A 15,660-nucleotide genomic window follows, 5' to 3' on the forward strand; every position below is an offset into this window, starting at 1 on the left:
CTCCATGGGCGCAAGCATTCTCACCGCGCGAAACCTTAGCAAAGTGGTTCCCAGCGCGGAAGGTGAACTGACTATCCTGCACGAACTGAGCCTGGAACTGAACAAGGGCGATAGCCTGGCTATCGTCGGCAGCTCCGGTTCCGGCAAATCCACGCTACTGGGCCTGCTGGCCGGCCTCGACTTGCCCAGCAGCGGCGAAGTCACCCTGGCCGGGCAAGCCCTGAGCACCCTCGACGAAGACCAGCGCGCACGCATCCGTGCCGAACATGTGGGCTTCGTATTCCAATCCTTCCAATTGCTCGACAGCTTGAATGCACTGGAAAACGTGATGCTGCCGCTGGAGCTGGACGGTCGCCAGGACGCCCGCGAGCGAGCCAAACACCTGCTGGAGCGCGTAGGCCTGGGCCAGCGCCTGACCCACTCGCCCCGTCAGCTGTCCGGTGGCGAACAACAACGCGTGGCGATAGCCCGCGCGTTTGCCGCGGAACCGGACGTGCTGTTTGCCGACGAGCCCACCGGCAACCTCGACAGCCACACTGGCGAGCGCATCAGCGATCTGCTGTTCGAGTTGAATAAAGAGAGCGGTACGACCCTGGTACTGGTCACCCACGACGAGCGCCTGGCCCACCGTTGCCGACGCCTGATCCGCCTTGAAGCCGGCCTGATGGTCGCGCCCCTGGAGCCTTGATGGCACGTTTGCCGCTATTGCGTCTGTTCAGCCTTGCCATGCGTCAGTTACTGCGCGATGCCCGCGCCGGCGAATTGCGCGTGCTGTTCTTTGCCCTGCTGGTGGCCGTGGCTGCAAGCACCGCCATCGGCTACTTTGGTGCACGCCTCAACGGCGCCATGCTGCTGCGCGCCACCGAATTCCTCGGCGCCGACCTGGTGCTCGAAGGCAGCTCGCCGGCCCGGCCCGAGCAAATCAAATCCGGGACCGAACTGGGCCTGGATCACGCTCGTATCGTGGAGTTCTCCAGCGTTATCGCCACCGATAATGGCATCCAGCTCTCCAGCATCAAGGCGGTCAACGAGCAGTACCCCTTGCGCGGCGAGCTTAAAAGCAGCACCGAGCCATTCGGTACGCAAACCCCTGGCGGTGGTCCCAAACCCGGTGACGCCTGGGTGGAAGCACGATTGCTGACGGCGCTGGACCTGAAAATCGGCGACAGCATCGATGTCGGCATGAAGACCCTGCGCCTGGCGCGCATCCTGACCTACGAGCCCGACCGGGCCGGGAACTTCTACAGCCTCACGCCCAGGGTCATGATCAACCTGGCGGACCTGGACGCCACCGGTGTCGTCCAGCCAGGCAGCCGTGTGAGCTACCGCGAACTATGGCGTGCGCCACAAGGCAGCACTGCGCTGCAAACCTATCGCGACCTGGTCAAACCGGGCCTGGCTGCCAACCAGCGGCTGCAGGACTCCCGCGATGGCAACCAGCAAATCGGCGGCGCGCTGGGCAAGGCCGAACGTTACCTGAACATGGCCAGCCTGGTGGCCGTGCTGCTGGCTGGCGTGGCCGTGGCGCTGTCGGCCAACCGCTTCGCCAGTCGACGTTTCGATGCCAGCGCGTTGTTGCGCTGCCTGGGCCTGTCGCGCCGTGAAGCCATGCTGCTGTTCAGCCTGCAACTGAGCGTGCTGGGCTTGCTGGCGAGCCTGGCCGGCGCCCTGCTCGGCTGGCTGGCGCAATTTGGCCTGTTCTACTTCCTGCACGACCTGTTGCCCGCCGACGTACCGCCAGGCGGGTTGCTGCCGGCTGTTGCCGGGATCGGCACCGGACTGGTCGCCCTCGCCGGCTTCGCCCTCCCGCCGCTGGCCGCACTGGGGCGGGTACCACCGCTGCGGGTATTGCGCCGCGATTTGCTGCCTATTCCTTCAAGCACTTGGATGGTCTATGGCGCGGCACTGTTTGCCTTGGGCCTGATCATGTGGCGCCTGAGCCTGGACCTGGTATTGACCTTCGCGTTACTCGGCGGCGGTGTAGTCGCTGCGCTGCTCCTGGGTGGCTTGCTGCTGTTGTTGCTACAGAGCCTGCGGCGGTTACTGGCTCGCGCCTCCCTGCCGTGGCGCCTGGGCCTGGGCCAATTGTTGCGCCACCCGTTGGCGGCAGCGGGCCAATCCCTGGCCTTTGGCTTGATCCTGTTGTCCATGGGGTTGATCGCGCTGTTGCGGGGCGAATTGCTCGACACCTGGCAAAACCAGTTGCCCAAGGATGCGCCCAACTACTTCGCGCTGAATATCCTGCCAGCCGACAAGGACGCCTTTGGCGCCCGGCTGCTGGACGTCCAGGCACAAGCAGCGCCGCTCTACCCGGTGGTGCCAGGGCGCTTGATCAGCATCAATGGCGAAGCCGTGCAGGAGATTGTCAGCAAGGACTCCAGTGGCGACCGTGCCACTCAACGTGACCTGAGCCTGACTTGGGCAGCCGACCTGCCAGCGGGTAACGTCCTGACGGCAGGTACCTGGTGGTCGGCGCAACCCACTGACGGGGTTCCTGGCGTGTCGGTGGAAGCCAAAGTGGCCGAGAGCTTGAAGCTCAAGCTCAACGACCATCTGTTGTTCACCATCGGCGGGGAAAACCGTGAAGCGCGGGTCACCAGCCTGCGTACCATCAACTGGGATAACTTCCAGCCCAACTTCTTCATGATTTTCCAACCGGGCACCTTGAAGGATCTGCCCGCGACCTACCTCACCAGCTTCTATCTGGCTCCCGGCCATGACCAACAGATCGTCGACCTGTCACGGGCCTTCCCGGCGGTCACTATCCTGCAGGTCGAGGCCCTGCTGGAGCAGTTGCGCAGCATCCTTGCCCAAGTAACGCTGGCAGTCGAATACGTGCTGTTGTTTGTCCTCGCGGCGGGCATGGCGGTGTTGTTCTCTGGCCTGCAGGCCACCCTGGATGAACGAATCCGCCAGGGTGCATTGCTACGCGCCTTGGGTGCCGAGCGTAAGTTGCTGGTCAAGGCCCGACGCATTGAGTTCGGCCTGCTGGGCGCCGTCAGCGGCTTGTTGGCGGCACTGGGCACCGAACTGGTGACCTGGGTGCTGTACCGCTATGCATTTGACCTGGCGTGGCATCCCCACCCGTGGTTGTTACTGCTGCCCGTAATCGGTGCCTTGCTGATTGGCGCTGCCGGGGTATTTGGCACGCGCCGCGCACTGAATGCCAGCCCGCTGAACGTTCTGCGCGAAAGCTGACCCCCGATGGCGCGTACTCTGCCAAGGGTACGTGCCATCAGGCCGGCTTTACATATTCGATCTTGGTGATCCACCAGCACACCTCTCCGCCTGGGGTCTGTACGACTGCCTCGTCATCCACCTCCTTGCGCAGCAGGGCCCGTGCCATGGGTGAGTCGATGGAGATGTAATCCATACGGTCGTAGATCTCGTCATAACCCACGATGCGAAAACGCTTGGCCTCGCCCTGTTCGTTTTCGATTTCGACCCATGCGCCGAAAAACACCTTTCCCTCCTGCTCGGGCATGTACTCCACCACCCGCATGTCTTCCAGGCGCTTGCGCAGGTAACGCACCCGTCGGTCGATCTCGCGCAGCAGCTTCTTGTTGTACTGGTAATCGGCGTTTTCACTGCGATCTCCCAGGGAGGCTGCCCAGGTCACTTTACGCGTGGTATCCGGACGTTTTTCACGCCATAGGTAATCCAGCTCTTTTTTCAGCGCTTCATGACCCTCTTTGGTAATCAGCTTGGTACTCAAACGCTCACATCCCCAGGCAATGTCTAATGGTGCCGATACGCCAGGGCATCATGCCCAGGCAGCGGCTGGCTGGGACTGATGATAAATGAACCCTGGAAAGTATCCAGGCCGGCGCCCCCTGTAACCTCACCCATGGCCCTCCAGGACTTGATCCAACTCAAGCAGCATGCCCTGCATGCGCTGGCGCATGCCGGACAACTGCAACATCATCATTGTCAGCTTTTCGGCTTTCTGACTGACCTCCAACCCCTGCTTCTGCAAATAGGTATGGCGCTGCTCAAGTTCACGGCCTTTTTCATCCAGTTGGCTCTGCTGCTGTTGCAGGGACGCCTGCCACTGTTCAAGCATTTGTTCTTTCTCGAGGACGGCGCATTTTTTTTGCGTCAACTCTTGGGCGACCTTGGCCAGATTGCTCAGCGCGCTGTCCATTTCAAGCAAAGAGGTATGCTCCAGGTGGGCAGGCGGGTCCAAGTGGTCGGGCTCGGGTGGCTCCAGCCGCAGGTTGTTTGGCTCAAACTGGCTGTCATTTTGTTCATCCGGGACAGGCGGCGCACTGGTCTTGACCTGCAACTGCGGTATCGCGGCCAGCGACTGCGCCGGCTCTTCAAAGGTGTCTTCATCCACAGGCTGCGGCACAGCCGTGGGTGCGCGCGGATTTCGGGGAGGCGCAACCATTTGCGACGAAAAGCGAATGGACGGCACGATCACTGCGCTGCTTTCGATCGCAGGCAACGCCGGCGCAGACATACCCAAGGTGATCACCTTCATGACCAATGCCTTCTTGATGATCACCGAGTGATGATCCTCGGGCCTGGCAGGCGGCAGCCGGCAGCCCTTCAAGTCAATAAAGTGAAAGGGAACCTCAGCGTCGCCAATCGAGCTTGCCTTCGAACCTGACGCGGCCGCCATCATCAGGATCTGCTTGAAGACCTGCATCGCTGATTGCAGGTCCTCTTTTGAATCAACCCCCCCCAGAAAATAGCGTTCGAGCTTTTTACGTAATACCGCGATATAGACCCGGGAGTGACCGGGTTCGGTCTCCTCATCCAGGCTATACACGAGAAAGTTGGACCCGGTTTGCGTGACAGCGAACCCACACAGCAACGCGCCGTTAACGGGCGCGTCTTCGTCGTTACGTTCAAGAACAAGAGTACGTAGAAGCATCATGGCAATCAGGCCTCATTATAAAAGAAAAAACCTTATATAAACACCAGATAAACATCCGAGCTTTAATAAGTCTTCCAAACAAAACAATTGTTTCAGCGAATTATCGAGCCGAACGTAGGATTCTTCTTATTAGTTACGTCTCGCGTTCCCAAGCCACTTTATTGAACGTACCCTTTTTAAAGCTCTCTCCCATACGGCCGGCACCTCTCACACGCCCTGCAAAACTTATTCGGTAAAAATATGATCGAGATAAGCAACTTGACAAAACAGCTGGGCAAAAAAAGCGTTATCACCAACCTCTCCTTCTGCGCCCAGCGCCAGGAGTGTGTGGCCCTGCTGGGAGAGAGTGGTGCAGGAAAAACAGCACTGCTGAGTTTGATTGCCGGGGCAATCAAACCTACTTCAGGACAAATCACTATCCAAGGCTTCAGTACCCAGACCCATTCACTCCAAGCCAAAAAAGTCGTTGGCTATCAACTCCAGGACGGTCTCAATCATCACAGGATGTCCGTCAGGCATATGCTCAATTTTATTGCCGCTATTCGCGGTTTGAGCGGTGTTGAAAAGCGCAGTCGAGTCGAGCAAGTAGTCACGCGACTGGAACTGCTGCCCGTGCTCAACTGCCCGATCGATGTGCTTCCACTTGGCTTGAAGCGCAGAGTCGCAATGGCCCAGGCACTCCTGCACTCCCCAAGCCTGCTTCTGCTGGATGAGCCTACGGAGGGACTATGCCCTGATCAACGGCTCAAGTTCAGGGCACTCATCCAATCCCTGACCGAGGAAATGACGATCATCATCGCCTCCCGCCGTTACCAAGAGTTAGCGGATACCTGCACCCGTGCCTTGGTCATCGCCGACGGCCGCCTGGTGGCCGACGCTTCACTGCCGGATCTGCAACGCAGCTCCCGGCATTTCCAAGCGGTGACCCTGGCGGCGGACACCCCGCTGGATTTGCTGGCGCTTGCCGTATTACCTGGCGTCGCAGGCATCGAAGAAGACCGGCATGCCCCCGGCAAGGTGACTGTTCTGGCCATGCCCGGGCACTCCATCTTCCCTTCAATCAACGCGCTCATTACCCACCGTGGCTGGAACATAACGTCAATGAATCTGGAGCCGGGTCGCCTGAACGATGTCGTTCACCATCTGAGCCATGAGGTAAATCCTTGAGACTGCTAGCCATCATTTTCAAACGACAACTCGCCAGCTTTGCCTCGTCACCGAGCACTTATCTGAGTGTGGCGGTTTTTCTCGTGCTGGGTGCGACGCTGGGGTTGCACAGCCATCACTGGCTGGAGCAAAACAGCAGCGATTTGCAGGCTTTCTTCGAACTGCATCCATGGCTCTATCTGCTACTGGTACCGATTTTATCGACGCAGTTATGGTCCGACGAATCCAATACCGGGTTTTGCGACACATTGAAATCCTTACCCGTCACTCCGACGCAGCGAGTGGTTGGAAAGTTTATGGCGGCATGGATCGTCTGTGGCATCGCTTTGATGCTTAATTTCCCTTGGGTGATGGCTGTCAACTATCTTGGCACCCCCGACAATACCGTTATCGCATCACAGTTCTTCGCCAGTTGGTTGTTGGCGGGAAGCTATCTCTCTGTAGGTTGCTTTGCCTGTGTGCTGACGAACCAACGCGTTATGATTTCCCTCTTGACGCTGTGCTTGTTGCTGGCCGCCAGTGGGATATCTTCAATGTTGGATGCACTGGAACAGCAGACCCCCATATGGATTATCGACAGTTTGATATCCCTTGATCCGATTTCCCGCTTCAGCGCGATGGATAACGGCAAGTTGACATTGCATGACTGCCTGTACTTCATAAGCATGATCTTGGCTTTTCTGTTTGCGACCACCTTCACACTCAACTACAGAAACAGCTGACATAGGAACGCCACTGATGGGATCCGCTTTTCGCGCGGGTATGACATTGATTGTCATATCACTACTGTTTCTGGCATTCAATTTAGTCTGGGTACCCAAACTGCCAACTGTCCGTTGGGACTTTTCCCAAGAAAACACCCACACCCTATCGCCATCGGCGCGGCAATTACTCGTTTCACTTGAAAGCCAACTGGACTTATATTTCTTCAACACCCTCAATGCACCGCAAAAAAAACCGGTATTGAAACGTTATGGCCGGCGCGTGGAAGACTTGCTCAAGGAATTCGAAAAAGCTGCCAACGGCATGATCAACTTACATATTATCAACCCCACCCCGTTCTCTGAGGACGCCTATAAAGCCAGCTTGTTTGGCCTTGATGACACACAAGGATTCCTTGGCCTTATCGGTACGCGTGCCGGCCAGGGCGCCCAACGCATCCAAGCGTTCAACCCTGAGCATGAATCATTGCTCGAGTATGAAATCAGCCACCTGATCTACAAGTTGATGCACCCTGACCGCCCCACTGTTGGCCTACTGTCGGGACTGCCCTTGGACAAATCGGCCGGCGGGTTACTGGAGTTGATGCGCGAGCAATTCAATGTGGTGGAGTTGGCAGCGAACATCACCCAAGTACCGCCCTCCGTGAACACACTGATGGTTGTACAGCCACACGCTCTATCTGGTCGAGCCCTATATGCCCTTGAGCAATGGGTACTCAAAGGCGGCAAGCTGATGATGTTCATCGACCCGGTGAGCGAGATAGGCGCCGACGCCATATCCACAAACGCCAGGCTGGATGCGCTGCTGACCGCATGGGGTATCCAGATGCCTGCGGACAAGTTGCTGGTCGATAATCTTTATGCCTCATCAGCAACGCCCGACACCGGAATGCCCGCGGTACTGCACCCAGCCAGGCTACATCTGCCAAGGCAGGCAATGACCAGGACGGATATCAGTACCTGGGGACTGCATTCGGTCATCGTATCGAGCAGCGGCGCGCTCTCCTTGGCCCCCAAAAGCCGCTCGCTGTTGACCCCGCTTCTGCTGAGCTCACGCCAATCGGCATTGGTGGACGCAGAACGCTTTGCTTCCGCTACTACGTTCGATTCACTCATAGATGAATCAGCGACTTCAGGACAGCGCCATGTCATCGCCGCCCGCCTTGAAGGGCCTGCTTATTCAGCGTTTCCCGACGGCCTGGAGGACCAGCCGCCCGGGCTGCAGAGGGCAGAACAGATCCAGATGGTGATCGTCGCCGACACCGACTTGCTCGCGGACACGCTCAATAACGCCCTGCCCAACGGCAACGCGCAGTTTGTATTGAACACGTTGGATAATCTGGCGGCGCCCGAGGCACTCAGAAATATTCAATCCCGTGTGATGCGCCAACCATTGCGCAGGCTAGAACACATGCGCGACGAAGCCGCACAGGCTTATCGCAAAAGTGCGACTGCGATGGAGCGACGACTTGAGCAGACAGAACAAGCATGGCGCAGGTTGAACCCACCCCACACCAGCCTCATGACCCAAGCCGTGGATACCACTACCCAGTTGCAGGCACTCAACAAAGAGCGCCTGCAATTGCCTATCGAGTTGCAGGCGCTCAAGACCCAGGCATACGCCCCGCTGCTGCGTTTCGAACGATATCTGCAATGGCTGATGGTCGCCACAATACCGCTGCTGCTGTGCCTGATTGCCTGGGTACTTTTCCTATACCAGCGAAGGCGTCGAACATCTACGTTGGCGGCCTATCACCAGTCGCTCAGCGACGGGTAATCAGGCCTTGGCGGGCAATGCGTGTCAGTTGATGGATCACCTCAACGGCGTTGCTGGCATTCGGTGCCTGGATCACTGCCAGGTCGAAACTATCGCTGGCAAAACGGGCCAGGGAATCGCCGTCTTCAACAAACTGGATCAGGAACGCCGAAGGTCGACCGGAACGGCGTGGCCAGCCGTCCAGATAACGCAGCAGCGTCGGCTGGTGCTTACCGCCCAGAAGGATTTTCGGATTGCGTTGAGTCAGGTCCGCGGTGATCGGGGCCAGGCGTATGAGAGGGCGTAGTGCATTCATCGTGTCGTGTCTCTGCCTCAAAAGTCTGCGGGCAGGTGAGAGGCAACACCGAACCAGCGCTTTAGCGGTATTTCGAAGAACGCCCTGCGTGAGCAAGCGTGCTTCTGTCGGGCTGCATTGAGTCCCAGTGGCGCCCCGCAATTAGCTGTTTAAATCGGCGCATGAGCAGCATCCTAGAGAAGCCGGTGGGGCAGTGTCAAGAATCCCGGGCAACGAAAAGGCCCGCATCAGCGGGCCTTCTGTACAGCTTGCTAAACGATCAGTGAGTGATCGCGCGGTCGACAGACAATTTGCCCGCACCTTCCAACAACACCGCCAACGCGCCGCCGAGCAACGCCAGTGCGAACTCATAACCGTTGTTGGCCATGAATAGCCCGTTGTGGATGTGTACAGAGAAAATCGCCACCAGGGTCAGGAAGGTCAGGCCCAATGCGGCAGGGCGAACCAACAAACCGATGATCAGGGCCAGGCCGGCGAAGAACTCGGTACCGCCCGACAGCAGCGCCATCAGCGTGCCCGGCGCCAGGCCGATGCTTTCCATCCATTGTGCGGTGCCCGCCAGGCCACCACCGCCAAACCAGCCGAAGAGTTTTTGCGAACCGTGGGCAGCGAAGATGATGCCGACGAAAATTCGCAGAATAGTCAGGCCATAACCGGCGCGAGTGGACAGTACACGGGTAATCATTGGGCTCATGGGGGTAAATCCTTTTCCAGGTAGGGGTTGGTTGGCCGCTATATTAATCAGTTTAAACAATGATAAAAGCCAAAATATTGCCTAATTGACATCTAAAAATTCGATTATTTACGCGATGCAATTTTAGCCGCGGGCGGCTCCAAGGACTCCCGCTGCCGATCGAACGCCAAATAATACTTGTTGACGCTATTAACATAGCTGACGCCGCCCATCCCTACCTGCTCCATGGCAATGCGTTCAACCTGGAAGAACCACTGATTGGGGTTAAGCCCACGGCGCTTGGCCTCGGTGCGCATGCCCTGTACTCGCTCCGGCCCCATGTTGTACGCCGCTAGCATAAAGGCCATGCGCTCACGCTCATTGAGCTTGGGGCTGGCGAAAAACTTGCGGCGGATCATCGCCAGGTAACGTGCCCCCGCTTGCACATTATTGTCGAGCGTCTCGATATTGTTGACCCCCACCCGTTGGGCCGCCGACGGCGTGATCTGCATCAGGCCGGTAGGGCCGCCGCTGTTGCGTGCGCCTGGGTCCAGGGAAGACTCCTTGAACGCCAACGCCGCCAGGTTCAGCCAGTCCATACCTTGCTCACGTGCATGTTTTTGCAGGACCGGGCGCAGTTTTTCCAGGCGCTGGCGGTCAGCCCGCGCCAACGGGTTACGGACCTGGTAGAGGCGTCGATAGATACGCTGGAATGCCACATCCTGGTCGGAAGGCGTGTGATAGGTCTTGAGAAACCGATCAATGCTGGCGCGCAGCATCGAGGCATCCTGGCGCACAAACCAGAACTCGTCGCCCGGCTCGCTGATCACCACCTGCTTGTCAAAGCGCAACTTGGGCAGAATTTTCGACCAGCGTTGGGCAATGGGTTTTTCCACGATCGTCAGGTGAAAAATCCCGGCCTGCACCATCTCCAGGACGTCTTCCACCGCCAGGCTGGGGTCAACCCATTCGACTTTCACGGGGGGGCGCTTGTGCAGAGCCAGTTTTTGATTGACCTGACTGATGGCATCCGCCGCCGCACTGCCCGTGGTCAGCGTCAGCGTGCGACCTGACAGTTGCTCCAGCCTGGTAAAGCGTCGTTCACCCTTGACGCCCACCAGCCACAACGGCACATCGCTGACAATCGGGTCGCTGGCGCTGACCTTGTGCACGCCCTTCACGTCCAGCAACTCACCGGGCGCCACCAGGTCGCCCTCGCCACGGGCCAGCGCGCCGAGTAACTGGTCCTTGGCCTTGGGGATGATCTTGAGATTGATGGCCTGCCCATCACGGGCATGGCCATTGAGGTACTGCTCGAAGGCACGCAACCGATGGTATTCGACACCGATGGCCTGGCCCTGCACTTCACCGGAACTGTTGCGGCTCTGGTTGACCAATACGCGCAGAGTGCGGCTGGAGCGAATTTGCGCGAGGTCGCGGACCTTGCCGGGCTTGGCCACTTGCAGCGGCCCATCCAGACGTGCGACCGCCGCCATGGGCAGCAGCAACGTCAGGCACAACATAAGCAACGCCGAGGGTCGGATCATCCGCTCTCCGAAAAGAAAACTGGCCAGCACCTTCGCGAATAACGACGTGCTGGTGGTCAGAAACAGAGCGCTTTATGCGCTGGCAAGGCGTGCAACGGCGCCACGGTGGTAGGCAATCGGCCCACCACAATGTCGCTTGCGACGTTCAAAGACAGCGTTAACGCGTTGTAGTTCTTGGTTTTTCTTATCAATCTACAGCTCTGATATGCTTTCCGGCCGCAGGCGGAGATAGCACCATGCAACTCATTGATATTGGCGTCAACCTGACCAACCCCAGTTTCGACGAGAGGCACACGGCCGTTCTCGAACGCGCTTACGCCGCTGGCGTGCAGCAATTGGTACTCACCGGCACCAGCGTCGAAGGCAGCGAACAGGCACTGCAATTGTGTGTAAAACTCGACGAAAGCGGCCAGCGCCTGTTCAGCACCGCCGGCATTCACCCTCACTCTGCCAGCGAATGGAACAGCGACAGCGCCCAACGCCTGCGCAGCTTGCTCGCCGACAGCCGAGTGCGCGCCGTGGGTGAATGCGGGCTGGATTTCAACCGTGACTTCTCCCCTCGCCCCCGGCAGGAAAAAGTCCTCGAAGAACACCTCGCCCTGGCCGTCGAGCTGCAACTGCCGGTGTTTCTCCATGAGCGCGATGCCAACCAGCGTCTGCTGGAGATCCTCAAGGACTACCGCGACCACCTGCCAGCCGCCGTGGTGCACTGCTTCACTGGCGAACAGGCAGCGCTGTTCAGCTACCTGGACCTGGATTTGCACATTGGCATCACGGGTTGGATCTGCGACGAACGCCGTGGCACCCACCTGCATTCACTGGTCAGGGATATTCCCCGAGGCCGTCTGATGCTGGAAAGCGATGCGCCCTATCTGCTACCACGCACCCTGCGCCCCAAGCCGAAGAATGGTCGCAATGAGCCGGCGTACCTGCCCGAAGTACTGCGCGAAGTGGCCCTGCACCGTAACGAAACGATGGAAGATCTGGCGTTGCACAGCACCGCCTGCGCCCGGCGCTTTTTTGGCTTGCCTGCCATCGACTGATGCGGCGCATTGACCCATATCAAAAGCGCTGTTCTGAATAGCGGCACAATAATGGCACCTTGCCAATACCGTTTCCGCTATCAGAGAAAACCTTCCATGGGTGCCTGGCTTAGCAATATCTCGCTCAAATACAAATTCTGGGCCGTCAACGCGGTCGCCTTCATCACCACCCTGCTGCTGGTGCTGTACGCGGTACAGCTTGAACAACAGGCGCGCAGCCAGGCATCGCAAGCATCGGCCCAGGCCCAAGGACGCTTGCTCAGCGCCTGGCCAGCCGACAGAACGTTGCCCACTGGTGAGCACTGGCTCGCATTTTCCAAAGGCCAGATCCCCCAGGACCTGCCCGCCCTGAGCACTGCCAACGGCTGGACTGAACTCAACCCCATGCCGTTGTTCGGTGAAAACCCGCTGATCGGCGCCGAGGTGATCAGCCGGGCCGACGGCCAGCAGGTCGCAGTCCTCGCCTACGCGCCGAGCCTGAGCCAGGTGTTCAGTGAACGCTTCGCCAATTACGCCGTTGCCGTGGCAGTGCTGATGCTAGCCATGCTCGGCGCCTCGCAGTTGTTGATCCGCTTCCTGCTCAGTCAGCTCAACACCCTCAAGGATGTAATGCTGCACGTTGAAAAAACTGGTGACCTGTCGGCGCGAGTGCCGTTGGCCTGCAAGGATGAAGTCGGCCAGATGGCCAGCGCCTTCAACGCCATGCAAGCCGGTTACCAGCGCGTGGTCAATACCGTGGCACGCACCGCCCGGCAACTGGACGACGGCGCCGCACGCCTGGCCAGCAGCATGAACGAGGTGCAACACGGCATGCTGGGCCAGCAAAGCGAAACCGACCAGGCCGCCACCGCCATCAACGAAATGACCGCCACCGTCTACCACATCGCCCAGCACGCAGGCGCCACCCGTGACTTGTCGCAGTCCGCCGACACCCTCGCCGGCAGCGGCCAGGCAGTGGTCACCCGGGTACAGCGTTCGATCGCCGGGCTGTCCAGTGGGGTACAGCAGACCGCCGAAATGATCCAGAAACTGGCCGAAGACAGCCAGAAAATCAACGGCGTGGTCGGGGTGATCCACAGCATCGCCGAACAGACCAACCTGCTTGCCCTCAACGCCGCCATCGAAGCCGCCCGCGCCGGGGAAATGGGTCGCGGTTTCGCGGTAGTCGCCGACGAAGTGCGCAACCTGGCCAAGCGTGTGCAAAGCTCCACCGACGAAATCACCCGCATGGTCTCGGCGCTGCAAGCCGGTACCCGCGACGCCGTGGACTTTATGCAGGAAAGCTCATTCAAGGCCGATGACTGCGTCCAGCAGGCCCAGGAAGCTGGTGTGGCCTTGGCTGAAATCACCGGGGCCGTGGCACAGATGCGCGAAAGCAACACCCAGATCGCCGTGGCCGCCGAGCAGCAAAGCCATGTTGCCGAAGAGATGAACCGCGCCGTGGTGAGCATTCGCGATGTGACCGAAAACACCGTACATCAAACCGTGGCATCGGCGACTACCAGCAATGAACTGGCGACGTTGGCCGGGGAGTTGAGCAAGGCGATTGGGCAGTTGAAGTTGTAAGACTGTTCCAGCTGTAATCCGACTCCTACGACCAAGCCTCGGTTTACCTGAAGTTAAGACGAAACTTCCTCGCCATCCCCGCGAATAACGCCGACTTCTTTTACCTGACAACCGCTGCAAAGTCCCTCGCCTGATCAAACAGTGCGAGGGATTGCAGATGGTGGTGTTCGTTAGAGCCCTGATGAATGGGGCTGTCTCTTGATCTCGGTGCTGGCCAACCTGGTGCTGGTGCCCATGGATCCCGAAGCGCCGAACATCGAGCGCGTATTCGCGGATTTTCGCACCTGCCTGAATATCTTTGATAAGTGGGCCGACAGCTTTTTAAGTGGGTCGGCACTTAGCGTGGATCAGGTGTTCAAGGTTGGGGAAGACGTCGCACTGGTCGCGCCAATTTCCTCCAAAAAACCCAGTCGCACGGTCGCTCAATGCAAAGCCCAGGGCGGGTTGACCCTGGTGCACCTGTTCGAAAGCACACAGTTCGTGCCTATCGGCAACACGCCCGTGATGCTGCAAGCCGTTGCACAGGACGGCAGCCCGGTAGGCGCGCCACTGCATCGGACCATTGGCCCCAGCGGCATTCTTGAAGTCAACGACTGTACCCGTGACCAGCCGTACCAAATCACCTTTTACCCCACTGTTTCCAAGGCTCACGTCCAGGCGCTGTATGCATCCTATGAGACCGTGATTGCCGGGCTGGAAACGGATTTGCGCAAGGCATGGGCCGAGCACTTCAAGCCTCGATGGGCAGACTTTGCCAAAGCGCCTGCTTACAAGCGCAGTGCGTTACAGGGCATGGCCTTTGCTACCGGGATCGGCAATGCGCTTTACAACTTGTGGGACAACATCACCGAGCTGTACGACCTGCTCGCCAACCTCAAGTCCAACAGCGAAACGTTGCTGAAATACCTGTCCGAGGCCGAGCTGAATGCGCTGCTCAAGCTGGGCAAAGACACGCTGGCCAAGGGGTTGCTGGTACTCAGTGATGAGCCGCTGTTGTTCATCTATCTATCGGCACTGGTGGCCTGGATACGCATGCTGCCGCCGCCCGACATATATGAACTGCTGGGTGAAATCACCGGGGAAGTGCTGATCAACTTGCTGCTGATCTGGGCCACGCGAGGCATTGGGGTGCAGCTGCGCCTGGGTGCTCAGATGCTTAGTGGCGTCAAGTCCGGGCGGGCGCGGGCGTTGTTGGAATTGCTGGCCAAGCAGGTGGCGGGGCCTCGGCTGGAGCCCCATGTGGAGGCCGCAAAGCCGGTGTTGCTGAGCAGTGCGGCGACGCCGGTCAAGGCGGTGCCAGTGGTGCCGTTGAAGGCAGGCGACACGCTGGTTTCGAACCCGGTGCCGATGGTGCGCGGCAAGACCCAGCGCACGACGTTGGTTCGTCAGGAGCCTGTCGATGATGTGCCGGCTGTGGCGTCGAACCCGAAGGGGGATGCGGCGGCGCCTGCGGATAAAACCGTCACCCACGGTTGCCCGGTGTCGATGGTTACCGGCGAGGAATTGCTGACCCTCACCGATGGCGCGCTGGATGGGATTTTGCCGTTTGAGTGGACGCGGCTGTATCGCACCAGTGCGGGGGATGTGGATTGTGGGTTGGGGTTTGGTTGGAGTCATGCGCTGGCCCATCGGCTTGCGGTGTCGGGCGATTCGGTGGTGTGGACTGACCATGAGAACCGCTCGACTACCCTGCCCTTGCCCACCGATTCTCGGCCCGCGATCACCAATAGCCTGGCGGAAGCGGCGATCTACTTGGGTTCGGCGCCTGATGAACTGGTGCTGGCCCAGGCCTCGCGGTTTTATCACTTTCGTAACGGTGTCTTGGTTTCCATCAGCGATGCGTATGACAACCGGCTGCGCCTTTGCCGGGATCGTTCAGGGCGAATTGAGCGGCTGGATAACGGTGCTGGTCGTTCCCTACTACTGCGCTATGAGCTGGACCGCATCGTCGCGGTGGACTACCAGGTTCATCGCGCCAAAGGGCGTGA

At 59.0% G+C, this 15,660-nt stretch carries 13 protein-coding genes; 8 read left to right on the forward strand and 5 right to left on the reverse strand.

Annotated features, from left to right (window positions below):
- The first annotated feature begins 4 nt into the window (after positions 1–4).
- Together ACTJLA_RS25270 and ACTJLA_RS25275 are read left to right on the forward strand one after the other, a co-directional pair.
- Entirely contained in the window at positions 5–688 is a 684-nt protein-coding gene (locus ACTJLA_RS25270; RefSeq protein ID WP_003189864.1) for an ABC transporter ATP-binding protein, read from the forward strand.
- Positions 688–3,198, forward strand: a complete 2,511-nt coding sequence (locus ACTJLA_RS25275) for an ABC transporter permease (protein WP_314548388.1) — start codon at positions 688–690, stop codon at positions 3,196–3,198. The genes ACTJLA_RS25270 and ACTJLA_RS25275 overlap by 1 nt, the downstream gene beginning before the upstream one ends.
- A gap of 37 nt (positions 3,199–3,235) precedes the next feature.
- On the opposite strand, the gene greB is transcribed toward ACTJLA_RS25275, so the two are convergent.
- Positions 3,236–3,715, reverse strand: coding sequence for a transcription elongation factor GreB (gene greB / locus ACTJLA_RS25280; protein WP_054897905.1), 480 nt, complete (start codon positions 3,713–3,715; stop codon positions 3,236–3,238).
- A 126-nt stretch (positions 3,716–3,841) separates the two neighbouring features.
- Positions 3,842–4,882 (reverse strand): hypothetical protein, encoded by a 1,041-nt coding sequence (locus ACTJLA_RS25285; RefSeq protein ID WP_054897906.1) that lies wholly within the window; start codon positions 4,880–4,882, stop codon positions 3,842–3,844.
- 240 nt (positions 4,883–5,122) lie between these two features.
- Here ACTJLA_RS25285 and ACTJLA_RS25290 point away from each other — a divergent pair, with 240 nt between their 5' ends.
- From ACTJLA_RS25290 to ACTJLA_RS25300, 3 genes are read left to right on the forward strand one after another with little or no spacing between them, the layout of a single operon-like run.
- Positions 5,123–6,049, forward strand: coding sequence for an ABC transporter ATP-binding protein (locus ACTJLA_RS25290; RefSeq protein WP_057976642.1), 927 nt, complete (start codon positions 5,123–5,125; stop codon positions 6,047–6,049).
- Positions 6,046–6,771: an ABC transporter permease gene (locus ACTJLA_RS25295; protein ID WP_314548384.1), complete on the forward strand. Its 726-nt coding sequence runs from the start codon at positions 6,046–6,048 to the stop codon at positions 6,769–6,771. Before ACTJLA_RS25290 ends, ACTJLA_RS25295 begins: the two co-directional genes overlap by 4 nt.
- 16 nt (positions 6,772–6,787) lie before the next feature.
- Positions 6,788–8,548: a Gldg family protein gene (locus ACTJLA_RS25300; protein ID WP_314548382.1), complete on the forward strand. Its 1,761-nt coding sequence runs from the start codon at positions 6,788–6,790 to the stop codon at positions 8,546–8,548.
- Here ACTJLA_RS25300 and ACTJLA_RS25305 read toward each other — a convergent pair.
- From ACTJLA_RS25305 to ACTJLA_RS25315, 3 genes are all read right to left on the reverse strand, one after another.
- Entirely contained in the window at positions 8,535–8,843 is a 309-nt protein-coding gene (locus ACTJLA_RS25305; protein WP_034126721.1) for a hypothetical protein, read from the reverse strand. The two genes, ACTJLA_RS25300 and ACTJLA_RS25305, sit on opposite strands and share 14 nt — an antisense overlap.
- Before the next feature lie 259 nt (positions 8,844–9,102).
- Entirely contained in the window at positions 9,103–9,537 is a 435-nt protein-coding gene (locus tag ACTJLA_RS25310; RefSeq protein ID WP_003189852.1) for a DoxX family protein, read from the reverse strand.
- A 104-nt stretch (positions 9,538–9,641) separates the two neighbouring features.
- Positions 9,642–11,063: a transglycosylase SLT domain-containing protein gene (locus tag ACTJLA_RS25315; protein ID WP_034126720.1), complete on the reverse strand. Its 1,422-nt coding sequence runs from the start codon at positions 11,061–11,063 to the stop codon at positions 9,642–9,644.
- Between the two features lie 236 nt (positions 11,064–11,299).
- On the opposite strand from ACTJLA_RS25315, the gene ACTJLA_RS25320 reads away from it, so the two are divergent.
- The 3 genes from ACTJLA_RS25320 to ACTJLA_RS25330 all read left to right on the forward strand — a co-directional run.
- Entirely contained in the window at positions 11,300–12,106 is an 807-nt protein-coding gene (locus ACTJLA_RS25320; protein WP_127881372.1) for a TatD family hydrolase, read from the forward strand.
- A 96-nt stretch (positions 12,107–12,202) separates the two neighbouring features.
- Complete coding sequence (locus ACTJLA_RS25325; protein WP_034126718.1) at positions 12,203–13,672, forward strand: methyl-accepting chemotaxis protein; 1,470 nt, start codon at positions 12,203–12,205, stop codon at positions 13,670–13,672.
- A gap of 198 nt (positions 13,673–13,870) precedes the next feature.
- Positions 13,871–15,660 (forward strand): DUF6531 domain-containing protein (locus ACTJLA_RS25330; RefSeq protein ID WP_440842365.1); only part of this gene is annotated, 1,790 nt, incomplete at its 3' end.

The organism is Pseudomonas sp. 22072 (assembly GCF_052046095.1).
GTDB lineage: Bacteria > Pseudomonadota > Gammaproteobacteria > Pseudomonadales > Pseudomonadaceae > Aquipseudomonas > Aquipseudomonas paracarnis.